This window comes from Rhizobium sp. IY2 (assembly GCF_047532935.1).
In the GTDB taxonomy this organism is placed as follows: Bacteria; Pseudomonadota; Alphaproteobacteria; order Rhizobiales; family Rhizobiaceae; genus Rhizobium; species Rhizobium anhuiense.
Map to the genome: position 1 here is coordinate 222,003 of NZ_JBLKNU010000011.1, position 25,069 is coordinate 247,071.

Here is a 25,069-nt window from a genome sequence, read left to right on the forward strand (position 1 = left end):
GATTTCAACGGCTTTGGGCGCCGTCAAACCGGAAAAAAACTCAGTTCCTCATAGTCGCCTTCCGGCGAGGCGCCATTGCCGGTCACCTGGAAGCCGTGGGAGAGGTAGAACGCCTTCGCCCGCCGGTTCTTCACCAGGCATTTCAGCCGGTACCGGTGCTGCGGCCATTCCGGCAGCGCCTGCAGCAGCGCCGTGCCGGCGCCCTTCCCTTGGAATTCCGGTCTCAGGTAGAGCATGTGGATGAAATCGTCCTCCGGCCAGAGCGACAGGAAGCCGGCGACACTGCCATCCGCATGCTCGCAGACCAAGACCGTCTCGCCGTTGGTATGGGCGGCGAAATCCTCGCGATGGAACTTGCCGGGATCGACCCAGACAAATGTTTCGCGGCGCACGGAAAGATAGATCTCCGCGAGCATTTCCTGGTCTTCCGCCCGCGGCGGCCTGATGGTCCACGTCATGACGTCGATTTAAACAAACCCTGTGCTCGCGCCAAGCCTACCCCGCCGTCATCTTCGCGATGACCGCGGCGTTGAAATCCGAAAAGAACCCTTCGGCGAGCTTCTGCGAGGTCGAATCGAGCAGGCGAGCGCCGAACTGGGCAAGCCTTCCGCCGAGCTCGGCCCTCGCCCGATAGTGCAGGATGGTCTCGACGCCGCTTTGCTCGAGTACGACATCGGCGCTGCCCCTGGCGAAACCGGCAAGACCGCCCTTGCCTTCGGCCGACAGCGTATAGCTCCTCGGCGCATCGACATTGGAAAGCGTCAGCAAGCCGTGGAAGGTGGCCGACAGCAGGCTGAACTTGACCTTGATCGTCGCCTCGAAGGCATCAGGCGACAGCCGCTCGATGCCCTGGCAGCCTGGAATGCAGCCGCGCATGATCTCGGGATCGTTGAGCGCTGCCCAGACGACGTCCCGCGGTGCGGCGATGCGTTCTTCGCCGGTGAAATCCATTCGGCAGCCCCATCTTCGATTCGCTCAACTTATCCAGCGGGAAAGCGCTTTGCCAAGGCGGAGGGGAATGTTATCTGCGTGACCATACCGAGCGAGGAATTGGCCGATGAACGAACTGAAGCCCTGGAGCGTGACGGCAAGCCGCATCACCTATGAGGACCGCTGGATCCGGGTGCGGAGCGACGATTGTGTCACCGCCGACGGAATCGTCATCGCGCCATTCCATGTGCTCGATTATCCCGACTGGATCAACGTCATCCCTGTCATGCCCGACGGGCGGGTGCTGCTGACGCGGGAATACCGGCACGGCCGCGGCGAGATCGTGCTCGGCCTCGTCGCCGGCGGCGTCGAACCAGACGATGGCAAGACTGGCCACGGCGAGACCGGCGACGCGGCGTTGGCGGCGGCACAGCGCGAACTGCGGGAAGAGACCGGCTATGAAGCCTCGACCTTCGTCAAGCTGCTCACCTCCTATCCGAATGCGGCCAGCCACAGCAACGCGGTGACGAGCTGGCTGGCGCTCGGTCTGAGCCGGGCCGGCGAACCGCGTTTCGACCCTGGCGAGAAGGTCGAGCTGCTGTTTGCCGATCTTGCCGCCATCCTCAGCGACCTGCAATCCGGCGCCGTCATCATGCAGTCGATGCATGTCGCTGCACTTTATGCGGCGGAAAGCTGGCTTCGAAGAGAGGCGTCCGAGGGCTTGAAATAGGCGCTGTGCCCGCAGAACCCGCCCTCTCGCGGGGGCCAGCCAGCGCGCAGTTGATCCGGCACGGTCTTCTGGGCTACTGCATAGCCTAAAGACACCCCGACAGAGACGCGGAAGAGCACGTTGAAACAAAGAGAACGCCGGCCGGGCCAGAAGAAGACATCCGGTCCCTCCGGTGAAAGCCGCAGGGACGATCGGGCCGGCCGGCCGCCAAAGCCGGTCGCGCGACCACCGGCGACCCGCGAGACTGTGCGCGAGGCTGCCGCGCAGGCTGCCGTCATGCGCCCCCTGATGACGCGCAGCGGCGAGCGTCCGGCTGAGCGCGTGCCTGTCATCCTCGAATCGCTCGGCGCCGGCGACTTTCACCTGATCGACAGCGGCAATGGCGAAAAGCTGGAGCAATACGGCCCTTACCGCATCATCCGTCCCGAGGCCCAAGCGCTGTGGCGGCCATCGTTGCCGGCCCATGTCTGGGAAAAGGTCGATGCCGTCTTCACCGGCGATACCGACGAGGAAGGCACCGGCCGCTGGCGCTTTCCGAAAGAAGCGCTCGGCGAGACCTGGCCGCTCAATCTGCTCGGCGTCGATTTTCTCGGCCGCTTCACCTCTTTCCGTCATGTCGGCGTCTTCCCCGAGCAGATCGTGCACTGGAGCTGGATGAAGGAGCAGGTCGAAAAGGCCGGTCGGCCGCTGAAGGTGCTGAATCTCTTCGGTTATACCGGAGTCGCCTCGCTGGTTGCCGCCGCTGCCGGCGCCGAGGTCACCCATGTCGACGCCTCGAAGAAGGCGATCGGCTGGGCGCGCGAAAACCAGGCGCTCGGGCGGATGGAGAAGCTGCCGATCCGCTGGATCTGCGAGGATGCGATGAAATTCATCCTGCGCGAGGAACGCCGCGGCAGCCAATACGACATCATCCTCACCGATCCGCCGAAATTCGGCCGCGGCCCCAATGGCGAGGTCTGGCATCTGTTCGAGCATCTGCCATTGATGCTCGACATCTGCCGCGAGATCCTGTCGCCGAAGGCGGTGGGCCTGGTGCTGACGGCCTATTCGATCCGCGCCAGCTTCTATTCGATCCACGAGCTGATGCGCGAGACGATGCGCGGCGCCGGCGGCGTGGTCGAATCCGGCGAGCTGGTGATTCGCGAAGCCGGCACTGACGGCAAGACTGAGGGCCGCGCCCTTTCCACTTCCCTCTTTTCCCGCTGGGTGCCGAAATGAGCAAGGACTTCCACGATCAGGGACCGCGCAGGGTCGGACAGGTGAAGGAAGTCACCTCGCTCGCCAATCCGATCATCAAGGACATCAAGGCGCTGACGAACAAGAAGTCGCGCGAGGAAAGCGGTACTTTCCTCGCCGAAGGACTGAAGCTCGTCATCGATGCGATCGAACTCGGCTGGACGATCCGCACGCTGGTCTATGCCAAGGCCGCCAAGGGCAAGCCGCTGGTCGAGCAGATGGCGGCCAGGACCGTCGCCTCGGGCGGGCTGGTGCTCGAAGTCAGCGAAAAGGTGATCGCCTCGATCACCCGCCGCGACAATCCGCAGATGGTCGTCGGCATTTTCGAGCAGCGCTGGAAGCCGCTGCGGGATATTCGGCCAAGGGATGGCGAGACCTGGGTGGCGCTCGACCGGGTGCGCGACCCCGGCAACCTCGGCACGATCATCCGGACAGCGGATGCGGCCGGCGCTTCCGGCATCATTCTGCTGGGAGAAACGACCGATCCCTTCTCGCTCGAAACGGTGCGGGCCACCATGGGCTCGGTCTTTGCCGTTCCGGTGGCGCGGGCGACCCCCGAGGAATTCATCGCCTGGCGGAAATCGGCCGGCGTTTCCATCGTCGCGACGCATCTGGCCGGCGCGGTCGATTACCGCACGATCGACTACCGGAAAAAGCCCGTCGTGCTCCTGATGGGCAATGAACAATCCGGCCTGCCGGACCAGTTGGCGAGGGAAGCCGATGCGCTTGCCCGCATTCCGCAGCAGGGCCGCGCCGATTCCCTGAACCTCGCCGTCGCCACCGCCGTCATGCTTTTCGAGGCGCGCCGCCATCTCCTCTCACTTGCCGAGGGCAAATGACCGAACAGACGCTTGCACGCCCCGCGCTGTTTTCGCGCCCGGCGCCGATTCTTTTCTTCATCGTCGTCGCCGTTCTTATCGACCAGATCGTCAAGATCGCCGTCGATCACTACCTGCCGCTGCAGGAGGTCGTGCCGGTCGTTCCGATGCTGGCGCTTTACCGCACCTACAATCTCGGCGTCGCCTTTTCGATGCTGTCGGGCATGGACGGCTGGTTCATCGTCGGCATGCGGCTCGTCATCGTCGCCTTCGTCATCTGGCTGTGGTACCGCACGGCGAAGGACCGCTGGCTCGCCCATCTCGGTTATGCGCTGATCATCGCCGGGGCGATCGGCAATCTCGTCGACCGCTTCGCCTATGGGCATGTGATCGATTACATTCTTTTTTACACCGAAAGCTGGTCCTTCGCGGTGTTCAATCTCGCCGACAGTTTCATCACCATCGGCGCCGGTTGTGTCATTCTCGATGAGTTGCTGCTGCCGAAAAAGACCGGCCGCTAAAATCTTATCGAATTCCTGAAGGCATTCGGAAGAGGCCTCATGTTATCCAGGTACCATGCACAACCTGGGACAGTTGCACGAAAGATTGTCCGCCGCCTTCGGTGGACCCGCCGCCAAGCCGCATGAAGAGCGGATCGGGGCCATCTTTTCACGACCGAAAGCATCGGCACCCCGGGGAACCGAAGACCGCCAGAACGGGCCTGCCGCGACGCGGCGCTTGCTGTTCTACTGGCTGGGCGGCGCCGGCCTGCTTGCCGCAACGATCCTGATGCTGCTTGCCCATGCCGGCGATCCGCTGCTGCTTTCGGGCGGTCTCGTCGTTCTTGGCCTTGCCGTCATCGCCAGCTACGCCCTGCTGATGGTACGGTCGCGCACGGCCGGACGGCGCAACGGCAAATCCACGGATTCGAACGATGGCGCAAAGCTGTTTGCCGACGTGCACGACGTGCTCGGCGACATCACCCTCGGCCGCACCATGGACCGGCGCATCATCTCCGCCAACGACACGTTTCGCCGCCTGACCGGGCGGCTGCGTCCGGAGGGCAAAACCTGTGAGGAGATCGGGCTTGCCTTCCGCCCCGGCCCGATCCCGCACTGCTACGACGTCGAGATCTCGACGCCGGAGGGCCAGCGCATCTTCCTCTGGCGCGACGTCGTCACCCGTGACCCGGCAAACGGTCGCCTGCTGCTGCAGAGCGTTGCCCGCGACGTCACCGACGAGCGGCTGATCGCACAGGGCCGCGAGGAGGCGCGGCAGAAGGCCGAATATAACAGCGCCGCCAAATCCAGGCTGCTTGCCACCGTCAGCCACGAGGTGCGCACCCCGCTTTCCGGCATTCTCGGCATGACGCATCTGATCGCCGAGACGCGGCTGACGCAGGAGCAGCAGGACTATCTGGCGAACATCCGCCAGTCTGGCCACGCGCTGACCCAGCTGGTCGAGGACCTGCTCGATTTCTCCACCATCGAAGTCGGCCGCTTCGCGCTGCACCCGCGCTCGGAATCGCTGCGCAAGCTTCTGGAAAGCGTCGTCGAGATGCTCGCCCACCGGGCGCATGAAAAGGGTATCGAGATCGGCGCCACCGTATCGTCCGACGTGCCGGAGAATATGAGCTTCGATCCGGCGCGGCTGCGCCAGGTTCTCTTCAACGTCATCGGCAATGCCGTGAAATTCACCCAGGTCGGCGGCGTTTTCATCCGCGTGTCGCTCGACGCCGGCGATCTGCTGATCACCGTGACCGACAGCGGTCCCGGCATGACGGCCGAGGAACAGGCGCGCGTCTTCGGCGAATTCGAGCAGGGCGGGACCTTTGCCGACAAGAGCAGCGGCACCGGGCTCGGCCTTGCCATCTCCGCTCGCATCATGCGCGAATTCAACGGCGCGCTGACGGTTGCCAGCGAAAAGGGCAGAGGCAGCGAATTCACCATCCGCTTCCCCGTCGACATCGGCAGCGAGCGCCCCGACCGGCGAAACACGCTGCTTGCCGGCAACAGCGTCGTGCTGCTGGCGCCGGCAGGTGCGGCCCGCACCGCCATTGCCGAGACGATCAGCACACTCGGCGGCTTCTGCCATCTCGTCGGCGATGGCGAAACGGCGCGGGCAACGCTGCTCGGCTTGGCAAAGAGCGGAAAGCGGCCGACGGATATCATCATCGACCACCGGATGTCGGCGGAATTTTCCACCCATCTTGCCGACCGCGCCGACATCGCCGCTCTTGGCCTGCGCAAGGTCCTGCTCGTCAATCCGGAAGAGCGCAGCGCCCATCCGCTCGACCTCTTCGACGCCTGGCTGATCCGGCCGCTGCGCGAGCAGTCGCTGATCGACGTGCTGCGCGGGCGCATGCGCGGCATGGAGAAACGCGACGCGCTGAACGACAACCAGCCGGGCTTCGGCCTTTCGGTGACGGAGACGCTGGTTGCGGCGAGCGGGCTCAGCATCCTGCTCGGCGAGGATGATCCGATCAATGCCATGCTGGTGCGCGTCGTCCTGGAAAAGGGCGGGCACAAGGTGCGCCATGTCGAGGATTTCGAGTCGCTGCTCGACTATGCGCTCTGCGAAGCGAATGCCCGGCCCGACATCATCATCAGCGACCTGTCGATGCCGGGCGGGAACGGCATCGACATGCTGGGGCGCCTGCGGGGCCATGAAAGACGGCTCGATCTTGCCCCGGTGCCGGTGATCGTTCTCACCGCCGACAAGAGCGACGAATCACGCCGGCAGGTCTTGCTCAACGGCGCCAACCGCGTCATGGTTAAGCCGGTCGACCCGGTGCGGCTGCTGACCGAAGTTCAGGCTGTCGCCGCACTTTCCGCCCGCCGTGCTGAGGCGCGGTAAGGCGCGTCGAAACCGGTACGCTCCTTGCGTTTGGGAAATTCAAAATGTCACTTTCCTGTCGTATAGAAGTGTTTTATGGCGTCGATAAGCCGGCAACGGGAGAATCGCCATGTCCGCCATCGACATCCTGAATCGTGACACCACGGCGGAGGCTGCGCGACCTTCGACGGCTGCTGCACAGAAGGACGGCGACATTCTCGGCCGCATCGGCAATCTGGAAACCCGCCTGGCCCGCACGGCACGAGAGATCGATGCCGCCCAGGCTGTGCGCTACCGCGTCTTCGTCGACGAAATGAAGGCGCAGCTGCCGCTGGAGGCCATGCGCCGCCAGCGCGACGTCGACGCGTATGACGCTTTCTGCGACCATCTTCTCGTTCTCGACCGTGCAATCGAGGGCGATCCGGAAGACCAGATCGTCGGCACCTACCGGCTGTTGCGCCAGGATGTCGCCATCGCCAATGGCGGTTTTTACTCGGCTTCCGAATTCGAGATCGAGGGCCTCATTGCCAAACATCCGGATAAGCGCTTCATGGAACTCGGCCGTTCCTGTGTGCTGCCGGAATATCGCACCAAGCGCACCGTCGAACTTCTGTGGCAGGGCAACTGGGCCTATGCGCTGAAGCACGGCGTGAGCGCCATGTTCGGCTGCGCTTCCTTCCCCGGCGTCTATCTGGAAAGCCATGCGCTGGCACTGTCCTTCCTCTACCACAATGTGCTGGCGAAGAACGAATGGGCCGTCGGCGCCCTACCGGACCTCGCCCGCAACATGGACCTGATGCCGGTCGAAGCCATCAACCCGAAGCGGGCGCTGATGGCCCTGCCGCCGCTGATCAAGGGCTATCTGCGCCTCGGCGCCATGGTCGGCTCCAGCGCGGTCATCGACCATGCCTTCAACACGACCGACGTGCTGATCGTGCTGCCGATCGCCAGCATTTCCGACCGCTACCTGAATTATTACGGCGCCGACGCCGGCCGCTTCGCGAGCTAACTTGGTCTACTTCGAGTGACGATCGTCCGTCACAGATCGGCTCGCCTTCTGGTGTCCGACGGGTTCTCTCCATAGGCCGCCCGATAGGTTGCCGCAAAGCGGCCAAAGTGAAAGAATCCCCACTTCAAGCAGATGTCCCGCAATGGCTGCCGGTTTGAAGGATCGCGCAGATCCTCTCGCACCGCCTGCAAGCGGATCGTCCTGAGGTAGGCAGCCGGTGTGGTTCCCTTGAAGGCACGAAAACCGCTTTCAAGCGCGCGAATAGAAATGCCGGCCGCCTCCGCGACGCTCTGCATCGTCAACGGCTGTGCGATGTTCGCATGCATGAATTCAACTGCCCGACGGACATGCCGGGGTGCGATCAGGTGGATTTTCCTGTCGAGAAGGTGCGAGAGCCGATGAGGAACCGAGCGCACCAGCAGATCGGCAAACCCCTGGGTCAGGTTCAACATGGCGATTGGCGAGTGAAGGAGCGGCCCGTTGTTGCGCATGCCGATGATGATCGTTTGGGCGAGGCTGCCGATCAACTGTCCGGCTGCGGTGGAAAGATCGACGAGCGGCGCCAGGTCCATTGGCCCGGTCAGGGGTGTCTCCAGTATGGAGGCGACGGTTTGAGCGATGATCGTCCAGTTCAGGCTCAGTGTATCCGACCGGTGAGGCGCTGCCCGTACGGAAACCCGTTCCGGCTCGAGATTGTTCATCAACAAGAGCCGCCCAGGTGTCCCTTGGATCACGTTCCGACCCAGCGTTACATCCAGAGCGCCCCTCCGCGGCATGATGATTGCCAGCGTTTCCGGCGTTCCATGGGCCGTTCTTGCACCCCAGCCGCCGGAATCCTGGTTGCTGACCAGCGACAATCTTTCATCACCCCAGAAGCCAACCTTCCAGTCGAGCGGTTTCTCCCGACCATTGCGCCATGCATCGAACGAACCGAACCCCCTGGTCAGAGCCTCGACCATATCGTCGAAGGTTGCCCCCTGAAATCGGGCGATGAAATTGGCGGATGCGTTTTCTGGCATGGGACACCAACCGGCTGATATCAAACAACTGAGCTGCAAAACCGCATCGATTGCCCGCGGTCTTTCAATGTCCCTGCGGGCAAATTATGCCGCCCCCTACAGGCCTATTGTATCAAAAGTATGACTTATCGGAAGAGCAGACTTCATCAGCTGCCACGAAAACTTGTGCCCGGCCGACGGGCAGTCGGCCGGGCACGGAATGCCGTCTCATATGTCGCAAGAGGCGCGTTTACGAACCCGCCCCATAGGCGGCGATCGCCGCCATGTTGACGATGTCGGAATCCTTGGCGCCCATCGCGGTGATCTGCACCGGCTTGTCGACGCCGACGAGGATCGGACCGATCACCGTGGAGCCGCCAAGTTCTTGCAGCATCTTGGTCGAGATCGAGGCCGAGTGGAAAGCCGGCATGACGAGCACGTTGGCCGGGCCGGACAGGCGGCAGAAAGGATATTGCTCCATCACCTTGCGGTTCAGAGCGACGTCGGCCGCCATCTCGCCGTCATATTCGAAATCGACGCGACGCTTGTCGAGGATCTTCACAGCCTCGCGCACCCGCTCGGAGCGTTCGCCCGAGGGATGGCCGAAGGTGGAATAGGCAAGCAGGGCGACGCGTGGCGAATAACCCATGCGCCGCGCCAGACCCGCGGCCTCCTCGGCAATATCGGCAAGCTGCTCGGCCGTCGGCATGTCGTGCACCGCCGTATCGGCCACGAAGACCGTGCGGCCGCGGCAGAGCGCCAGCGACACGCCGATGATGCGGTGGCCGGGCTTCTCGTCGATGCAGCGGCGTACATCCTCGAGCGCCGTCGAATAATTGCGGGTGATGCCCGTCACCATGCCGTCGGCGTCGCCGAGCGCCACCATGGTGGCGGCGAAGTGGTTGCGGTCGTTGTGGATCAACCGCTGGGCATCGCGATAGAGATAACCGTGCCGCTGCAGCCTCGCATAGAGATAATCGACATAGGCCTCAATGCGGGTGGAGATACGGGCATTGACGATCTCGAGGCCGGGCCGGTTGAGATCGATGCCGGCGCGTTCCGCCGTCGCCCGGATCAGATCCTCACGGCCGAGCAGGATGGCGGTGCCGAGCTGCTGGTTGGCATAGGAAAGAGCTGCGCGCAGGACCTGTTCTTCCTCGGCCTCGGCAAAGACGATCCGCTTCGGGCGGCGGCGGACACGCTCGTAGAGGCTGGCGAGCGTCGAGGCGATCGGATCGCGGCGTGCCGACAGCTCGCGGGCATAACCCGCCATGTCGGTGATGACCTTGCGGGCGACGCCGCTTTCGATCGCAGCCTGCGCGACTGCCACCGGGATCGCCGAGATCAGGCGGGGATCGAAGGGAACGGGAATGATGTATTGCGACCCGAAACGCGGCCGGTTGCCCTGATAGGCGGCGACAACGTCATCGGGCACGTCCTCGCGGGCCAGGTTTGCCAGCGCATTGACAGCGGCGATCTTCATCGCATCGTTGATTGTCGAGGCACGGACATCGAGAGCGCCGCGGAAGATATAGGGAAAGCCGAGGACGTTGTTGACCTGGTTCGGATAGTCCGACCGGCCCGTCGCCATGATGGCGTCGTCGCGGATGCGGGCGACCTCTTCCGGCGTGATCTCGGGATCGGGATTGGCCATGGCGAAGATGATCGGCCGCTCGGCCATCGAGCGGATCATCTCGGCCGAAAACGCACCTTTCTGCGACAGGCCGAAAACGACGTCCGCGCCCTGCATCGCCTCTTCCAGCGTGCGTGCGTCGGTCTTTGCCGCATGCGCCGATTTCCACTGGTTCATACCCTCGGTGCGACCCTGGTAGATGACGCCCTTGGTGTCGCAGAGGATGACATTGTCAGGGGCAAACCCCATCGCCTTGATGAGTTCGACGCAGGCGATCGCCGCAGCACCGGCACCATTGCAGACGAGCTTTGTCGTCTTCAGGTCGCGGCCGGTCAGCTCCAGCGCGTTGATCAGGCCGGCAGCGGCGATGATGGCCGTTCCATGCTGGTCGTCATGGAAGACGGGAATGTCCATCAGCTCGCGCAGCCGGCTTTCGATGACGAAACAATCCGGTGCCTTGATATCCTCGAGGTTGATGCCGCCGAAGGAAGGACCGAGGAAGCGCACGCAGTTGATGAACTCGTCGACATTTTCCGTATCGATCTCGAGGTCGATGGAATCGACGTCGGCGAAGCGCTTGAAGAGCACCGCCTTGCCTTCCATGACGGGCTTGGAAGCCAGCGCGCCGAGATTGCCGAGACCGAGGATTGCCGTGCCGTTGGATATGACGGCGACCATATTGCCGCGCGCCGTGTAATCATAGGCCGTCTGCGGATCGGCGGCGATCGCCTTCACCGGCACGGCAACACCCGGCGAATAGGCCAGCGAGAGATCGCGTTGCGTCGCCATCGGCTTGGTCGGGTTGATCTCCAGCTTGCCGGGCCGGCCCATGGCGTGAAATTCGAGCGCCTCCTGGTCGGTAACAGAGGTCACCGGCCGGTCCTTCTTATCGATATCGGGCATAAATCCTCCAACGTCCTGTGGGCGACGCTTTGCTCTTCCTCAAATGCTGTTGTCATCTATAGCGGCGGGCGGATAGGGTTGGCACCTGTTTTTTTGGGAAAAACTCCACCTCCGTGAACGCACGAATAGACACAGGGAATGAAGCCTTTTCGGCTGCCGAGCTCGCCACGGCGGAAAGCCGTGCCTCGGCGACGCCGATGATGGAGCAATATATCGAGATCAAGGCGAACAATCCGGGTTCGCTGCTCTTCTACCGGATGGGCGATTTCTACGAGCTGTTCTTCGAGGACGCGCTGGAAGCGTCGCGCGCGCTCGGCATCACGCTGACGAAGCGCGGCCAGCACATGGGCCAGGATATCCCGATGTGCGGCGTTCCGGTGCATGCGGCCGACGATTATCTGCAGAAGCTGATCTCGCTCGGCTTCCGCGTCGCCGTCTGCGAGCAGATCGAGGATCCGGCCGAAGCGAAAAAACGCGGCGCGAAATCCGTCGTCAAGCGCGACGTCATCCGCCTCGTCACCCCCGGCACGATCACCGAGGAAAAGCTGCTTTCGCCCTCGGAGTCCAACTATCTGATGGCGCTGACCCGCATTCGCGGCGGGGCCGAGCCCTTGCTGGCGCTTGCCTGGATCGATATTTCCACGGGCGTCTTCCGGCTTGCCGAAACCGAAGCCTCTCGGCTGCTGGCCGATATCCTGCGCATCGATCCGCGCGAACTCATCCTGCCCGACACGATCTTCCACGATCCAGAGCTCAAGCCGGTCTTCGACGTGCTCGGCCGGACAGCCGTACCGCAGCCTTCCGTGCTCTTCGACAGCGCCAGCGCCGAGGGCCGGATTGCCCGTTATTTCGGCGTCGCGACGCTCGACGGCTTCGGCACCTTCTCGCGCGCCGAACTCGCGGCAGCGGCAGCTGCCGTCGCCTATGTCGAGAAGACGCAGATCGCCGAGCGCCCGCCGCTTGGAAAACCGGAGCGGGAAAGTGCGGCTTCGACGCTGTTCATCGACCCCGCCACGCGCGCCAATCTGGAACTTGCCCGCACGCTTTCGGGTGATCGCAATGGTTCGCTCTTGAAAGCGATCGACCGCACCGTCACCGGCGGCGGCGCCAGGCTTCTCGCCGAGCGGCTAATGTCGCCGCTGACCGACCCTGCCCGTATCAATGCGCGGCTCGATTCGATCGGTTTCCTGATCGACGAACCCCTGTTCTGCGGCAATCTGCGCGACACGCTGAAACATGTGCCCGACATGCCGCGTGCGCTGTCGCGCCTCGCACTCGACCGCGGCGGCCCGCGCGATCTCTGGGCGATCCGCCAGGGCCTGGAAGCGGCGGCGGGACTTGCAGGCCTGCTCGACAAGGCGATGCTGCCCGAAGAGCTCGGCCAGGCATTGTCCGGGCTGCAGGCGCTTCCCGCAGCCTTGGAAAAGCTGCTTGCCGAAACGCTTGCCGATGAATTGCCGCTGTTGAAACGCGACGGCGGTTTTCTGCGCGACGGCGCCAGCGCCGAACTCGACGAGGTCCGGGCGCTGCGCGACCAGTCGCGCCGGGTCATCGCCGGCCTGCAATTGCAATATGCCGAGGAAACCGGCATCCGGTCGCTGAAGATCAAGCACAACAATATCCTCGGCTATTTCATCGAGGTCACCGCCGGCAATGCTGCGCCGATGACCGATACGGCGGAGGCCAAGGCGCGCTTCATCCACCGCCAGACAATGGCGAGCGCGATGCGCTTCACCACCACCGAACTTGCCGATCTCGAAAGCCGCATCGCCAATGCCGCCGACCGGGCGCTTTCGATCGAACTTGCAGCCTTCGACAGGATGACGGCGGCCGTGGTTGCGGAAGCCGAGGCGATCAAATCGGGCGCGAAGGCGCTTGCCGTCATCGACGTCGCCGCGGGCCTGGCGCTTCTCGCCGAAGAGCAGGCCTATTGCCGCCCGCAGGTCGACGGCTCGAAGATGTTTGCCATCGAGGGCGGGCGCCATCCGGTCGTCGAGCAGGCGCTGCGGCGGCAGGCGGGCGGGCCCTTCGTCGCCAATCATTGCGATCTGTCGCCGAAGACCGGCGACCGGGACGGGGCGATCTGGCTCTTGACCGGCCCGAACATGGGCGGCAAGTCGACCTTTCTGCGCCAGAACGCGCTGATCGCTATCCTGGCGCAGATGGGCTCCTTCGTGCCGGCGACATCAGCCCATATCGGCATCGTCGACCGGCTTTTCTCCCGCGTCGGCGCCTCCGACGATCTGGCGCGCGGGCGCTCCACCTTCATGGTCGAGATGGTGGAAACGGCTGCGATCCTCAACCAGGCGAGCGACCGTTCGCTCGTCATCCTCGACGAGATCGGCCGCGGCACCGCCACCTTTGACGGCCTGTCGATCGCCTGGGCGGCCGTCGAACACCTGCATGAGGTCAATCGCTGCCGCGGCCTCTTCGCCACGCATTTCCATGAGCTGACCGTGCTTTCGGAAAAGCTTGGCCGGCTGTCGAACGCCACGATGCGCGTCAAGGAATGGGACGGCGACGTCATCTTCCTGCACGAGGTCGGGCCGGGGGCGGCGGATCGCTCCTACGGCATCCAGGTCGCGCGCCTTGCCGGGCTGCCGGCCTCGGTCGTGGCGCGGGCCCGCGACGTGCTTACCCGTCTGGAAGATGCTGACCGCAAAAACCCGGCGAGCCAGCTGATCGACGACCTGCCGCTCTTCCAGGTGGCGGTGCGCCGCGAGGACACGGCCCGCGGCCCGTCCAAGGTCGAGGAGGCGCTGAAGGCGATGAGCCTTGACGATATGACGCCGCGCGAGGCAATGGACGCACTTTACGACCTCAAGAAGAAACTGAAATAGGAGCGGCGCGCCATGTTCATGGAAAAACTGGTTCGCGAAACCGAGCGCCTCTCGCTCATCTGCTCCATGCTCGACACGATGCGGCGCGCCGATAAGGACCGCAATGCGCGTGGCTGGACCTCGCCGATCGGCATGCTGAAAATCACCCGCTGCTGCGCCGTGATCTGCGAGCTCGGCTCCGCGATCGCCAAGGCGGGTTATCGCGAATGCGACAGGCAGACGATCGAGGAGATCATGGGCGAGACACGCCAGGTGCTGCATTTGCTGAATGCGCGGGCCGCCAGCTGAAGTTTTCGCAAAAAGCCCGCGCCTTGCGTCAAAGCGCCCTCGCCTCTTGCCGTGAACCAACACCATTTCGCCAAATTTAAAGGTTCTTGCAGTATGAAAGCCCGTGTCAATCGCCGGGCAAAGGGGCTATAGCGCATGCAGACGAAACAAGCGGCAGACCGTGAACCGGCAGTCCGGCATGAACAGGAAACCGCCCCGGCGACAGCGATGCGCGACCTCGATTTCTCCAATATCCTCGATGTCGAATTGCTGCAGAAGCAGTGCGACGCCGTTGCCGAGGCCAACAGCAACCGGCCCGACCTCCTGCGCGCCGATCTTCTGGCGGTGCTGAAAAAGGCGAGCGCGGAAGGCCGGCAGAAGGCGCGCGCCGCCCTCTTGGCCGACGGCGGTGGGCTCAATTGCGCCTACCGGATTTCCTGGCTGCAAGACCAGATCATCACCGTCCTCTACAATTTTGCCACCGCCCATATCTTTCCGCGGCAGAAGGACAAGTTCGCGGTCACCGCCGTTGGCGGCTATGGCCGCGACACGCTGGCGCCGGGTTCGGATATCGACCTGCTCTTCCTCTTCCTGCCGAGACCGGCCGAAGAGACGCACAAGGCGGTCGAATTCATGCTCTACGTGCTCTGGGACATGGGCTTCAAGGTCGGCCACGCCACCCGCACGGTGGAGGAATGCATCGCGCTTTCTAAATCCGACATGACGATCCGCACCGCTATCCTCGAGATGCGCTATATCTGCGGCCTGCAGCGGCTGGAAACCGAACTCGAGACCCGCTTCGACAAGGAGATCGTCACCGGCACCGGCCCGGAATTCATCGCCGCCAAGCTTGCCGAGCGCGACGAGCGCCACCGCAAGGCCGGGGACACACGTTATCTCGTCGAACCGAATGTCAAGGAAGGCAAGGGCGGGCTTCGCGACCTGCACACGCTGTTCTGGATCTCGAAATATTATTATCACGTGCGCGACCAGGCGGAGCTGGTCAAGCTCGGCGTGCTGTCCAAACACGAATACCGTCTGCTCGAGAAAGCCGACGATTTTCTCTGGGCGGTGCGTTGCCATATGCACTTCCTGACCGGCAAGGCCGAGGAGCGCCTGTCCTTCGACATCCAGCGCGAGATCGCCGAAGCCTTCGGCTATCACACCCGCCCGGGCCTTTCGGCCGTCGAGCGCTTCATGAAGCACTATTTCCTGGTCGCCAAGGATGTCGGCGATCTCACGCGCATCCTCTGCGCCGCGCTCGAAGACCAGCAGGCGAAGACGATCCCCGGCCTGACCGGCGTCATCAGCCGCTTCACCCATCGCAACCGCAAGATCGCCGGCAGCGTCGAATTCGTCGAAGACCGCGGCCGCATTGCGCTCGCCGATCCGGAAGTCTTCAAGCGCGATCCGGTCAACATCATCCGGCTCTTCCACGTCGCCGACATCAACGGGCTGGAATTCCATCCGGACGCGCTGAAACGCGTCACCCGGTCGCTTGCCCTGATCGATAATAGCCTGCGGGAAAACGACGAGGCGAACCGCCTGTTCATGTCGATCCTGACGTCGAAGCGCGATCCGGCGCTCATCCTGCGCCGCATGAACGAGGCCGGCGTGCTCGGCCGCTTCATCCCCGAATTCGGCAAGATCGTCGCGATGATGCAGTTCAACATGTATCACCACTATACGGTCGACGAACATCTGATCCGCACCGTCGACATTCTCTCCGAGATCGACAAGGGGCGCGCCGAGGAGCTGCATCCGCTTGCCAACAAGCTGATCTCGGGCATCGAAGACCGCGAGGCGCTTTATCTCGCCGTTCTTCTCCACGACATCGCCAAGGGCCGCCAGGAGGATCATTCGATCGCCGGCGCCCGCGTCGCCCGCAAGCTCTGCACCCGCTTCGCCCTGTCGCAGAAACAGACCGAAATCGTCGTCTGGCTGATCGAGGAACATCTGACGATGTCGATGGTGGCGCAGACCCGCGACCTCACCGACCGCAAGACGATCACCGATTTCGCCGATCGGGTGCAGTCGCTCGAGCGGCTGAAGATGCTGTTGATCCTGACGATCTGCGATATCCGCGCCGTCGGTCCGGGCGTCTGGAACGGCTGGAAGGGCCAGCTGCTGCGCACCCTCTATTATGAAACTGAATTGCTGCTCGCCGGCGGCTTTTCCGAGGTTTCCCGCAAGGAGCGGGCCAATGCCGCCGCCGAGGCGCTGCATGCGGCCCTTGCCGACTGGAGCCAGAAGGACCGCAACACCTATACCAAGCTGCACTACCAGCCCTATCTGCTCTCCGTGCCGCTGGAAGACCAGATTCGCCACGCGAATTTCATCCGTCAGGCCGACAAAGCGGGCCAGGCGCTCGCCACCACGGTGCGGACCGACAGTTTCCATGCGATCACCGAGATCACCGTGCTGTCGCCCGACCATCCGCGGCTGCTCGCCGTCATCGCCGGCGCCTGTGCCGCGGCCGGCGCCAACATCGTCGACGCGCAGATCTTCACGACATCGGACGGGCGGGCGCTCGACACCATCCATGTCAGCCGCGAATTTCCCGACGATGCCGACGAGCTGCGCCGGGCCGCGACGATCGGCCGGATGATCGAGGATGTGCTGTCCGGCCGCAAGCGGCTGCCCGAGGTCATCGCCACGCGCACGCGCAACCGCAAGAAAAGCAAGGCCTTCGTCATTCCGCCGTCGGTCAACATCACCAACAGCCTGTCGAACAAGTTCACGGTCATCGAGGTCGAATGCCTCGACCGGCCGGGATTGCTGTCGGAAATCACCGCCGTGCTCTCCGATCTGTCGCTCGACATCCAGTCGGCCCGCATCACCACCTTCGGCGAGAAGGTGATCGACACCTTCTACGTCACCGATCTGGTCGGCCAGAAAATCTCCGGCGACAGCAAGCGCGCCAACATCACCGCCCGGATGAAGGCGGTCATGGCCGAGGAGGAAGACGAGCTGCGCGAGCGCATGCCTTCCGGCATCATCGCGCCGGCCGCCACCGCCCGGACCCCGACTTCCGCCGAAAAGAAAGCCGGTTCCCCCATATGAGCATGAGCCCCAACGCATGAGCCTCGTCAAGAAATTCGCGACCGTCGGCGGCGCCACCCTCGGCAGCCGCATCTTCGGCTTCGCCCGTGAAACGCTGATGGCGGCGGCGCTGGGCACCGGACCGATGGCCGACGTCTTCTACGCCGCCTTCCGCTTTCCGAACCTCTTCCGCCGGCTGTTTGCCGAGGGCGCTTTCAACGCCGCCTTCGTGCCGCTCTTTGCCAAGGAGATCGAGGCGAACGGCACGGAGGGCGCCAAGCGCTTTTCGGAAGAAGTCTTCGGCGTGTTGTTTTCGGTGCTGCTGCTCATCACCATCGTGATGGAGCTTGCCATGCCGCTCTTGGTGCGCTTCGTCATCGCGCCGGGTTTTGCCGACGATCCCGACAAATTCTCGATCACCATCCGCATGGCTGCGGTGATGTTTCCCTATCTGATGTGCATGTCGCTGACGGCGATGATGAGCGGCATGCTGAATTCACTGCATCATTTCTTCGCCGCCGCCATCGCGCCGGTTTTCCTCAACGTGGTGATGATCGGGGCGCTGTTTTATGCGCTCTATACCGGCGCCGATCCGCTGGCGACGGCCTGGTATCTCTCCTGGGGCGTTCTTGCCGCCGGCGTGCTGCAGCTCGCCGTCGTCTATGTCGGCGTGCTTGCGGCCGGCATGAGCATCGGCTTCCGCTTCCCGAAGATGACGCCCAACGTCAAGCGGCTGCTGATCCTGGCGGTGCCGGCCGCGGTGACCGGCGGCATCACCCAGATCAACCAGCTGATCGGCCAGGCGATCGCCTCCTCGCGCGACGGCGCCATCGCAGCGCTGCAATATGCCGACCGCATCTACCAGCTGCCGCTCGGCGTCGTCGGTGTGGCCGTCGGCGTCGTGCTTCTGCCGGAGCTTGCCCGGGCGCTGAAGGGCGGCAATTTGCGCGAGGCTGGAAACCTGCAGAACCGCTCGATCGAATTCGTGCTGTTCCTGACGATTCCCGCCGCCTTCGCGCTCTGGATCCTCTCCGACGAGATCATCCGCGTGCTCTATGAGCGCGGCGCCTTCCATCAGGAAAACACCGCCGTCGTCGGCGCGATCCTGGCGATTTACGGCATCGGCCTGCCGGCCTTCGTGCTGATCAAGGCGCTGCAGCCGGGGTTTTATGCCCGCGAGGACACCAAGACGCCGATGCGCTTTTCGGCCATCGCAGTCGCCACCAACTGCGCCACGGCGCTGACCCTCTTCCCCTATATGGGCGCGCCCGGCATCGCCGTTGCCGAAGCCACCGCCGGCTGGATCAGCACCGTGCTGCTGTTCACCACGCTGTTGCGCCGCGGCCATCTGACATGGGAATGGGCGCTGGCAAAACGCGCCGCCCTGTTGGTCGTCGCCGCAGCCGTCATGGGGGCGGCCATCGTCTTCCTCAAGCAATATTGGGCGCCGTGGCTCGCCTCCGGCGCGCCGCTTCTCACCAAGATCGGCGCCCTCGGACTGCTGATTGCGATCGCCATGCTGGTCTATTTCGCCGCCGCCTTCCTGATCGGCGGGGCGGATCTCGGCATGATAAGGCGCAATCTGAACCGCAAGCCGGCCCCGGCAGAAGACGCGTAATCGCGCTGTAGCGCATCGGCCCGAAAATCGGAATCGATTTTCGGAAAGCGCGATGCGAAGATTGAAAGTGTTAGAGCGTCCTTTGTGCGTCCGAAAGGACGCACGGCGCTCTAGCAGTCGACCCAGCGCCTTTGCGGTCCGACGTCGACATGGACGATGCCATTGCAATAGGTGCCGATGCCGCCGATGCCGGGCGCACTTCTTGCCGCCGCGATGATGGTGCGTTCCGAGAGACCGGGCATCCTGATATCGGCCGCCAGGCATTTCCCATGTAGGGAGCCATGGCGGCGGGGATGCGGTCTGTGGCCAGAGGTTATTACCGGGCGTCGCCCGGTCTTTGCGGCAATATGCGACAGGATCGCCCGCAGCCGTTCGGGAAAGCAGCCGGCCCGGACGCTGACGGTCTGCACTGTGTAGGCGGTGCGCGCCTCATGTTGGGGAAGATGGACGGCGTGCCTTTTGATCTCTTGACCGACAGCACCCGTTGCTGATTGTAGGGCGAAAAGGCCTGCCATGGCGAGCAAAGTTGCGTTCTGCATGGTCGCTCCGATCGGCTATCCGGCGACCCCAACGGCACCGGCATCAGGCGGAGGATTTTCAGTTCAAAAAAAGCTTTTCTGTGAAATTTTATACTCAATTGTGAGTAAATAGCTTGATCAATTCGGCTTAAAATAACGGATATTTCCGATCCAAAATGGAATAAACGTCTCAATCGGGAGATAGACATGACGATCCAGTCGCTTTTCCTCGTCACCCTCGTGGTCGACGACTACGACCGCGCCAAGACCTTTTATTGCGATGCCCTCGGCTTCGACTGCCTGCAGGATGAGCGACAGCCAGAGGGCAAACGCTGGGTGGTGGTGAAGCCCAAGGGCGAAGACGGAGCGGCGTTTCTGCTGGCGCAGGCGGCAAATGCGGCGCAGCGGGCGGCAATCGGCAATCAAACGGGCGGGCGTGTCGGCTTCTTTCTGAAGACCGACGATTTCATGCGCGACCATGCCGCGATGCTGGCCGCCGGCGTGCGTTTTCTGGAGGCGCCGCGCCATGAGCTCTACGGCACGGTCGCGGTCTTTGCGGATCCCTACGGCAACACCTTCGATCTGATCCAGCATCACGCGGCCTGAACCCCTTGATTGCGACCGGGCGGCCGTGCATAAGCCGCGGCGTTAGCAACATGGGTGAAAACCCTGCCGCATAACGCAGCAATTTGAACTGTTACAGCGTCCTTTGCGCGCCTGAAAAGACGCGCGGCGCTGTGGGCCCTCCACCAGCCTATTGAGGACGACATGAGCGAATTCAAGAAACTCGTATTCTCCGGCGTGCAGCCGACCGGCAATCTGCATCTCGGCAATTATCTCGGCGCGATCCGCCGGTTCGTGGCGCTGCAGGAAGGCAATGACTGCATCTATTGCGTCGTCGACATGCATGCGCTCACCGCCCAGCTCGTGCATGAGGACATGCCGAGCCAGACGCGCTCGATCGCCGCCGCCTTCATCGCCGCCGGCATCGATCCGGAAAAACATATCGTCTTCAACCAGTCGGCCGTGCCGCAGCATGCCGAACTCGCCTGGATCTTCAACTGCGTCGCCCGCATCGGCTGGATGAACCGCATGACGCAGTTCAAGGATAAGGCCGGCAAGGACCGCGAGCAGGCCTCGCTCGGGCTTTACGCCTATCCGAGCCTGATGGCGGCCGACATTCTCGTCTATCGCGCCACCCATGTGCCAGTCGGTGAGGACCAGAAGCAGCATCTGGAGCTTGCCCGCGACATCGCGATGAAGTTCAACCTCGATTATGCCGAGCATATCGGCAGGACCGACTACGGCATCGACATCACCGTCGGCAACGAGCCGGTGCACGCCTATTTCCCGATGGTCGAGCCGCTGATCGGCGGACCGGCGCCGCGGGTCATGTCGCTGCGCGACGGCACCAAGAAAATGTCGAAATCCGATCCTTCCGACCTGTCGCGCATCAACCTGATGGACGACGAGGACGCGATCTCGAAGAAGATCCGCAAGGCAAAGACCGATCCGGACGGTTTGCCGAGCGAGGTCGACGGGCTGCAGGGCCGTCCGGAAGCCGACAATCTGGTGGCGATCTATGCCGCACTTGCCGACAAGTCGAAGGCGGATGTGCTCGCCGAATTCGGCGGCCAGCAATTCTCCGTCTTCAAGCCGGCGCTGGTCGACCTCGCCATCCAGGTGCTGGCGCCGATCACCGGTGAAATGCGCCGGCTGATGGACGATACCAGCCACATCGACGCGATCCTGCGCCAGGGCGGCGAGCGCGCCAGGGCACGCGCCGAGGTGACGATGCGCCAGGTGCGCGACGTCATCGGCTTCCTCTACTGAGATAGATCTCCTCTTCTCCCCGCCGCGGGAGAAGAGGATTTTGTTCTCGGACATCAGGGCAAAAACTGGGCTTGCAAATTTCCCGCTTCGGGTGTCAGAGTCCGCGCCATGGTATCGAAACGACTCTCACGGCTCGAAGGTCATCGCCGCAAATTCATGGCGGTGATCGACGGTACACCCGAATGCCAACGCGCCGTTCATTATGCCGGCCGGCGCGCGAAGAATTCCAATGGCGGGCTGGTGCTGCTCTACGTCATCCCCGACGGGGATTTCCAGCAATGGCTTGGAGTCGAGGAGATCATGCGGGCGGAAGCGCGCGAGGAGGCCGAGGCGGTCGTTGCCAAGATCGCCCAGATCGTGCGCGAAACGATCGGTATCGAGCCCGAGATCGTCATCCGCGAGGGCAGTGCCGCCGAACAGATCAATACCGTGATCGAGGAAGACCGCGACGTGGCGATCCTGGTCCTGGCCGCCGGTTCGGCCAAGGAAGGCCCGGGGCCGCTGGTCTCGTCGGTCGCCGGCCGCGCCGCCGCCTTTCCGATCCCGGTCACCGTGCTGCCGGATACGCTGACCAACGAGGAAATCGACGCCCTCTGCTAGCTTTTCTTGAGTACAAGTCTCTTGATTAGCTCAGGCAATGGGCTTATCTTCTTTTGAAGAATTCTAAAGACGGCGGAGCCGACGGGCCGTCCGCATGGAGAACCAGATGTTCATTCAGACCGAAGCCACGCCGAACCCCGCCACGCAGAAGTTCCTGCCGGGCAAGGTGGTGATGGAAAACGGCACGGCCGAGTTCCGCAGCGCGCAAGAAGCTGAAGCGTCGCCGCTCGCCGCCCGCCTGTTCGAAATCCCCGGCGTCACCGGCGTCTATTTCGGCTATGATTTCATATCCGTCTCCAAGGACAATGCCGAATGGCAGCATCTTAAGCCGGCTATATTGGGCTCGATCATGGAGCACTTCATGTCCGGCAAGCCGGTTATGGGCGATGCCTCCATCCTCTCCGAAGACGCCGATGCCGGCGACGAATTCTTCGACGAAGGCGATGAATCGATCGTGCTGACCATCAAGGAGCTTCTGGAGACCCGCGTGCGCCCGGCCGTTGCCCAGGACGGCGGCGACATCACCTTCCGCGGCTTCAAGGACGGCAAGGTCTATTTGAACATGAAGGGTTCTTGCGCCGGCTGCCCATCCTCGACGGCAACGCTGAAGCACGGCGTGCAGAACCTGCTGCGCCATTTCGTTCCGGAAGTGCAGGAAGTGATTGCCGCTTAAAAATCTTGAATTCGTCCCTGTCGTTCATCTCAGGTTCGGCCAGGCGAATTTATCGATAGGCGACACTGGTTTATTCGGAAATTGATGGCATGATCATTCTGGCGCTCGACACGGCAGGTGTAGATTGCGCTGCCGGCGTCTACGACAGCGGCAGGAATACGATGCTGGGGGAGGCATCGGACATGATCGGCAAGGGGCATGCTGAACATCTGATTGGTATCGTCGATCGCGCGCTGGATCAGGCGGGACTTGCCCTTTCTGATATCGACCGGCTTGCCGTCACCATCGGTCCCGGCTCCTTTACCGGTATCCGCGTCGGTGTTGCCGCAGCCCGCGGTTTTGCGCTTTCCCTCAATGTGCCGGCCGTCGGCGTTACCACGCTCGAAGTCATGGCCGCTGCCCAGCGCGACAAGACGCCTGATCGCGCGGTGCTCGCGGCAATGGACGCCAAGCGGGACGAAATCTATCTCCAATCCTTTGCAGCCGACGGTTCTCCGCTCGACGCCCCCCGGGCGGTCAGCATTGGGGAGGCCCAGGCTTTTGCCGCCGGCTTCGACGGCGAGATCACCGGTTCGGCAACACCGCTGCTGAAGGCGGATGCCGGCGGCGATCACGCCAACCGATTCCCGATCTCCGTGGTGGCGCGCCTCGGTGCTGCCGCCTCCCCCGATTCCGGAAAGCCGAAGCCCCTTTATCTGCGCGGACCCGATGCCAAGCCGCAGGCCGGGTATGCGATTGCCCGACGAGTATGACGATGCTGGAAGCCTATCTGACGCTGAAACCGGAATTCGAAATCATCGCCATGGAGCGCGAGGATTGCCGCGATGTCGCCATCCTGCACGGCGAGCGCTTCGCCCGGCCCTGGGGCGACGGTGAATTTCACGGCCTGCTGATGCAGGACACCGTGTTCGGCTTCGTCGCGCGCCAGACCAACGCCATCCTGAAAAAGCCGCTTCCGGGGTTCATTCTTGCCCGCCATGTCGCCGGCGAGGCGGAGATCCTGACGATCGCCGTGCAGGCGAAGGTCGCCCGCGCCGGGCTTGGCTGGCGGCTGATGCAGGCGGCGATGCGCGAGGCGCGCGCCCGCGGCGGCGAGAGCATGTTTCTCGAGGTCGACAACGGCAATACCGCAGCGCTTGGCCTCTACCGCAAGCTCGGCTTCGAAAAAGTCGGCGAGCGCCAAGGTTACTACAAGCAGGAAAACGGCGCCCTCTCCACGGCGCTTGTCATGAAGCGCGTTCTTCGGTAGTTCCCTGTCAGCGAGATGACATGCAGGCCGGCGCGAACGCCGTGCGGCGTTGTCGAAACACGAATTTCTTTAAAGGCGGGCCATGTCTGATGTAGCCAAGACCCTTGAGGAGCTTTGCACCGAACGCGGCATGCGCATGACCGAGCAGCGCCGCGTGATCGCGCGCATCCTGGAAGACTCGGAAGACCATCCCGACGTCGAAGAACTCTACCGCCGCTCGGTGAAGGTCGATGCGAAGATCTCGATCTCGACCGTCTACCGCACCGTGAAACTGTTCGAGGACGCGGGCATCATCGCCCGCCACGATTTCCGCGACGGGCGCTCGCGCTACGAAACGGTGCCGGAAGAACATCACGACCACCTGATCGACCTGAAGACCGGCACGGTGATCGAATTCCGTTCGCCCGAGATCGAGGCGCTGCAGGAGCGTATTGCCCGCGAGCATGGGTTCCGGCTGGTCGACCATCGTCTGGAGCTCTACGGCGTTCCGTTGAAGAAGGAAGACCTCTGAAGCAATGGCAGCCCGGGAGACCAGCATTTGATCGCCTGGCTGCGCATCGCCTTGGCCGCTGTCGTCATTCTCGCGGCCAGCATCGTGCTGATGCCGCTGCAGCTGCTGGCGCTCTATTTCGACTGGCGGCTGCGCCGCAGGCTCCCGCGCATCTGGCACCGCATCGTCTGCTATTGCCTCGGCATCCGCGTCCGCGTGACCGGCAGGCTGGAAGACCGCCGGCCGCTGATGCTCTGTTCCAACCATTCGTCCTGGATGGATATCATGGTGATGTCGGCCGTTGCCGACGTCGCCTTCATCGCCAAGATCGAGGTGCGCGACTGGCCGATCTTCGGCACGCTCGCCAAGCTGCAGAAGAGCGTCTTCGTCGTGCGCGAGGAGAGGCGCAAGACCGGTCACCAGGCAAACGAGATCGCCGGGCGCATGGCCGACGGCGAGATCGTCGTGCTCTTCCCCGAGGGCACGACCTCGGACGGCAACCGGCTGCTGGAGGTCAAGTCTTCGCTGTTCGGCGCCGCCGCGATGGCCGTGCCCTATTCGCCAACGGGAACCGTCGTGGTGCAGCCGGTGGCGGTTGCCTATACCCGCGTGCACGGTATCGCCATGGGCCGCTATCACAGGCCGCTCGCCGCCTGGCCGGGTGATATCGAACTCCTGCCGCATCTCCTCGATATCGTCCGATGCGGCGCCATCGACGCCGAGGTTTCCTTCGGCGAGGCGGTGGATTACCGCACCGAGACCAATCGCAAGGAGGTGAGCGCGACGATCGCCTTGCGCATCCGCAACCTCCTGAACAGCCGCCTGCGCGGGAGGGAAATCTCCTGAA

The 25,069-nt window shown here is 63.3% G+C and carries 23 protein-coding genes; 18 read left to right on the plus strand and 5 right to left on the minus strand.

Annotation, left to right across the window (positions count from 1 at the left end):
* Positions 1-23: 23 nt before the first annotated feature.
* Together ACMUVN_RS27565 and ACMUVN_RS27570 are read right to left on the minus strand one after the other, a co-directional pair.
* The gene (locus ACMUVN_RS27565) at positions 24-458 is read right to left on the minus strand and encodes a GNAT family N-acetyltransferase (protein WP_028755467.1); all 435 of its coding nucleotides are present in this window, start codon (positions 456-458) and stop codon (positions 24-26) included.
* A gap of 37 nt (positions 459-495) precedes the next feature.
* Positions 496-951, minus strand: coding sequence for an SRPBCC family protein (locus ACMUVN_RS27570; protein ID WP_183906107.1), 456 nt, complete (start codon positions 949-951; stop codon positions 496-498).
* A 106-nt stretch (positions 952-1,057) separates the two neighbouring features.
* Between ACMUVN_RS27570 and ACMUVN_RS27575 the strand changes: the two genes are divergently transcribed.
* The 6 genes from ACMUVN_RS27575 (at position 1,058) to ACMUVN_RS27600 (ending at position 7,558) form a co-directional block, all read left to right on the plus strand.
* Entirely contained in the window at positions 1,058-1,660 is a 603-nt protein-coding gene (locus ACMUVN_RS27575; RefSeq protein WP_097543232.1) for an NUDIX hydrolase, read from the plus strand.
* A 120-nt stretch (positions 1,661-1,780) separates the two neighbouring features.
* Entirely contained in the window at positions 1,781-2,878 is a 1,098-nt protein-coding gene (locus ACMUVN_RS27580) for a class I SAM-dependent methyltransferase (protein ID WP_028755470.1), read from the plus strand.
* Positions 2,875-3,735, plus strand: coding sequence for a TrmH family RNA methyltransferase (locus ACMUVN_RS27585; protein ID WP_028755471.1), 861 nt, complete (start codon positions 2,875-2,877; stop codon positions 3,733-3,735). The genes ACMUVN_RS27580 and ACMUVN_RS27585 overlap by 4 nt, the downstream gene beginning before the upstream one ends.
* Positions 3,732-4,235, plus strand: coding sequence for a signal peptidase II (gene lspA, locus ACMUVN_RS27590; RefSeq protein WP_028755472.1), 504 nt, complete (start codon positions 3,732-3,734; stop codon positions 4,233-4,235). Before ACMUVN_RS27585 ends, lspA begins: the two co-directional genes overlap by 4 nt.
* Before the next feature lie 55 nt (positions 4,236-4,290).
* The gene (locus ACMUVN_RS27595; protein ID WP_183906106.1) at positions 4,291-6,570 is read left to right on the plus strand and encodes an ATP-binding protein; all 2,280 of its coding nucleotides are present in this window, start codon (positions 4,291-4,293) and stop codon (positions 6,568-6,570) included.
* Positions 6,571-6,679: 109 nt separating this feature from the next.
* Positions 6,680-7,558: a GNAT family N-acetyltransferase gene (locus ACMUVN_RS27600; protein ID WP_028755474.1), complete on the plus strand. Its 879-nt coding sequence runs from the start codon at positions 6,680-6,682 to the stop codon at positions 7,556-7,558.
* Positions 7,559-7,587: 29 nt separating this feature from the next.
* Here the strand turns inward: ACMUVN_RS27600 and ACMUVN_RS27605 are convergent, their stop codons facing one another.
* Together ACMUVN_RS27605 and ACMUVN_RS27610 are read right to left on the minus strand one after the other, a co-directional pair.
* Positions 7,588-8,577 carry a helix-turn-helix transcriptional regulator gene (locus ACMUVN_RS27605; protein WP_028755475.1) on the minus strand — a complete coding sequence of 330 codons (990 nt, stop codon included), beginning with the start codon at positions 8,575-8,577 and terminating at the stop codon, positions 7,588-7,590.
* 229 nt (positions 8,578-8,806) lie between these two features.
* On the minus strand, positions 8,807-11,092 hold the full coding sequence (locus ACMUVN_RS27610; RefSeq protein WP_028755476.1) for an NADP-dependent malic enzyme: 2,286 nt from the start codon (positions 11,090-11,092) through the stop codon (positions 8,807-8,809).
* A gap of 113 nt (positions 11,093-11,205) precedes the next feature.
* On the opposite strand from ACMUVN_RS27610, the gene mutS reads away from it, so the two are divergent.
* The 4 genes from mutS (at position 11,206) to murJ (ending at position 18,859) form a co-directional block, all read left to right on the plus strand.
* Positions 11,206-13,932 carry a DNA mismatch repair protein MutS gene (gene mutS / locus ACMUVN_RS27615; protein ID WP_028755477.1) on the plus strand — a complete coding sequence of 909 codons (2,727 nt, stop codon included), beginning with the start codon at positions 11,206-11,208 and terminating at the stop codon, positions 13,930-13,932.
* A gap of 12 nt (positions 13,933-13,944) precedes the next feature.
* Positions 13,945-14,220, plus strand: a complete 276-nt coding sequence (locus ACMUVN_RS27620; RefSeq protein ID WP_028755478.1) for a hypothetical protein — start codon at positions 13,945-13,947, stop codon at positions 14,218-14,220.
* A 135-nt stretch (positions 14,221-14,355) separates the two neighbouring features.
* A complete protein-coding gene (locus tag ACMUVN_RS27625; protein ID WP_414815729.1) occupies positions 14,356-17,262 on the plus strand; it encodes a [protein-PII] uridylyltransferase in 2,907 nt (968 codons plus the stop codon).
* Between the two features lie 16 nt (positions 17,263-17,278).
* A complete protein-coding gene (gene murJ / locus ACMUVN_RS27630) occupies positions 17,279-18,859 on the plus strand; it encodes a murein biosynthesis integral membrane protein MurJ (protein ID WP_028755480.1) in 1,581 nt (526 codons plus the stop codon).
* Positions 18,860-18,969: 110 nt separating this feature from the next.
* Here murJ and ACMUVN_RS27635 read toward each other — a convergent pair whose 3' ends face one another.
* Complete coding sequence (locus tag ACMUVN_RS27635; RefSeq protein WP_049810846.1) at positions 18,970-19,398, minus strand: YcbK family protein; 429 nt, start codon at positions 19,396-19,398, stop codon at positions 18,970-18,972.
* A gap of 186 nt (positions 19,399-19,584) precedes the next feature.
* On the opposite strand from ACMUVN_RS27635, the gene ACMUVN_RS27640 reads away from it, so the two are divergent.
* The 8 genes from ACMUVN_RS27640 (at position 19,585) to ACMUVN_RS27675 (ending at position 25,068) form a co-directional block, all read left to right on the plus strand.
* Positions 19,585-19,983 (plus strand): VOC family protein, encoded by a 399-nt coding sequence (locus ACMUVN_RS27640; RefSeq protein ID WP_028755482.1) that lies wholly within the window; start codon positions 19,585-19,587, stop codon positions 19,981-19,983.
* A gap of 162 nt (positions 19,984-20,145) precedes the next feature.
* On the plus strand, positions 20,146-21,210 hold the full coding sequence (trpS, locus tag ACMUVN_RS27645; RefSeq protein ID WP_028755483.1) for a tryptophan--tRNA ligase: 1,065 nt from the start codon (positions 20,146-20,148) through the stop codon (positions 21,208-21,210).
* 108 nt (positions 21,211-21,318) lie between these two features.
* Positions 21,319-21,810: a universal stress protein gene (locus ACMUVN_RS27650; protein WP_028755484.1), complete on the plus strand. Its 492-nt coding sequence runs from the start codon at positions 21,319-21,321 to the stop codon at positions 21,808-21,810.
* Between the two features lie 106 nt (positions 21,811-21,916).
* Positions 21,917-22,483 (plus strand): NifU family protein, encoded by a 567-nt coding sequence (locus tag ACMUVN_RS27655; protein WP_028755485.1) that lies wholly within the window; start codon positions 21,917-21,919, stop codon positions 22,481-22,483.
* 89 nt (positions 22,484-22,572) lie between these two features.
* On the plus strand, positions 22,573-23,235 hold the full coding sequence (gene tsaB / locus ACMUVN_RS27660) for a tRNA (adenosine(37)-N6)-threonylcarbamoyltransferase complex dimerization subunit type 1 TsaB (RefSeq protein ID WP_063474773.1): 663 nt from the start codon (positions 22,573-22,575) through the stop codon (positions 23,233-23,235).
* Positions 23,232-23,732 carry a GNAT family N-acetyltransferase gene (locus ACMUVN_RS27665; protein ID WP_174824480.1) on the plus strand — a complete coding sequence of 167 codons (501 nt, stop codon included), beginning with the start codon at positions 23,232-23,234 and terminating at the stop codon, positions 23,730-23,732. Before tsaB ends, ACMUVN_RS27665 begins: the two co-directional genes overlap by 4 nt.
* 82 nt (positions 23,733-23,814) lie before the next feature.
* Positions 23,815-24,243, plus strand: a complete 429-nt coding sequence (locus ACMUVN_RS27670) for a Fur family transcriptional regulator (protein ID WP_007633774.1) — start codon at positions 23,815-23,817, stop codon at positions 24,241-24,243.
* A gap of 27 nt (positions 24,244-24,270) precedes the next feature.
* On the plus strand, positions 24,271-25,068 hold the full coding sequence (locus ACMUVN_RS27675) for a lysophospholipid acyltransferase family protein (protein ID WP_047617195.1): 798 nt from the start codon (positions 24,271-24,273) through the stop codon (positions 25,066-25,068).
* Position 25,069 lies beyond the last annotated feature (1 nt).

What these genes read in the sequence shown, in the direction of transcription:
- ACMUVN_RS27565 (WP_028755467.1), bottom strand. Translation starts at nt 458, where the DNA reads ATGACGTGGACCATCAGGCCGCCGCGGGCGGAAGACCAGGAAATGCTC.
- ACMUVN_RS27570 (WP_183906107.1), bottom strand. Translation starts at nt 951, where the DNA reads ATGGATTTCACCGGCGAAGAACGCATCGCCGCACCGCGGGACGTCGTC.
- ACMUVN_RS27575 (WP_097543232.1), top strand. Translation starts at nt 1,058, where the DNA reads ATGAACGAACTGAAGCCCTGGAGCGTGACGGCAAGCCGCATCACCTAT.
- ACMUVN_RS27585 (WP_028755471.1), top strand. Translation starts at nt 2,875, where the DNA reads ATGAGCAAGGACTTCCACGATCAGGGACCGCGCAGGGTCGGACAGGTG.
- lspA (WP_028755472.1), top strand. Translation starts at nt 3,732, where the DNA reads ATGACCGAACAGACGCTTGCACGCCCCGCGCTGTTTTCGCGCCCGGCG.
- ACMUVN_RS27595 (WP_183906106.1), top strand. Translation starts at nt 4,291, where the DNA reads ATGCACAACCTGGGACAGTTGCACGAAAGATTGTCCGCCGCCTTCGGT.
- ACMUVN_RS27600 (WP_028755474.1), top strand. Translation starts at nt 6,680, where the DNA reads ATGTCCGCCATCGACATCCTGAATCGTGACACCACGGCGGAGGCTGCG.
- ACMUVN_RS27605 (WP_028755475.1), bottom strand. Translation starts at nt 8,577, where the DNA reads ATGCCAGAAAACGCATCCGCCAATTTCATCGCCCGATTTCAGGGGGCA.
- ACMUVN_RS27610 (WP_028755476.1), bottom strand. Translation starts at nt 11,092, where the DNA reads ATGCCCGATATCGATAAGAAGGACCGGCCGGTGACCTCTGTTACCGAC.
- ACMUVN_RS27620 (WP_028755478.1), top strand. Translation starts at nt 13,945, where the DNA reads ATGTTCATGGAAAAACTGGTTCGCGAAACCGAGCGCCTCTCGCTCATC.
- ACMUVN_RS27625 (WP_414815729.1), top strand. Translation starts at nt 14,356, where the DNA reads ATGCAGACGAAACAAGCGGCAGACCGTGAACCGGCAGTCCGGCATGAA.
- murJ (WP_028755480.1), top strand. Translation starts at nt 17,279, where the DNA reads ATGAGCCTCGTCAAGAAATTCGCGACCGTCGGCGGCGCCACCCTCGGC.
- ACMUVN_RS27635 (WP_049810846.1), bottom strand. Translation starts at nt 19,398, where the DNA reads ATGCAGAACGCAACTTTGCTCGCCATGGCAGGCCTTTTCGCCCTACAA.
- ACMUVN_RS27640 (WP_028755482.1), top strand. Translation starts at nt 19,585, where the DNA reads ATGACGATCCAGTCGCTTTTCCTCGTCACCCTCGTGGTCGACGACTAC.
- trpS (WP_028755483.1), top strand. Translation starts at nt 20,146, where the DNA reads ATGAGCGAATTCAAGAAACTCGTATTCTCCGGCGTGCAGCCGACCGGC.
- ACMUVN_RS27650 (WP_028755484.1), top strand. Translation starts at nt 21,319, where the DNA reads ATGGTATCGAAACGACTCTCACGGCTCGAAGGTCATCGCCGCAAATTC.
- ACMUVN_RS27655 (WP_028755485.1), top strand. Translation starts at nt 21,917, where the DNA reads ATGTTCATTCAGACCGAAGCCACGCCGAACCCCGCCACGCAGAAGTTC.
- tsaB (WP_063474773.1), top strand. Translation starts at nt 22,573, where the DNA reads ATGATCATTCTGGCGCTCGACACGGCAGGTGTAGATTGCGCTGCCGGC.
- ACMUVN_RS27665 (WP_174824480.1), top strand. Translation starts at nt 23,232, where the DNA reads ATGACGATGCTGGAAGCCTATCTGACGCTGAAACCGGAATTCGAAATC.
- ACMUVN_RS27670 (WP_007633774.1), top strand. Translation starts at nt 23,815, where the DNA reads ATGTCTGATGTAGCCAAGACCCTTGAGGAGCTTTGCACCGAACGCGGC.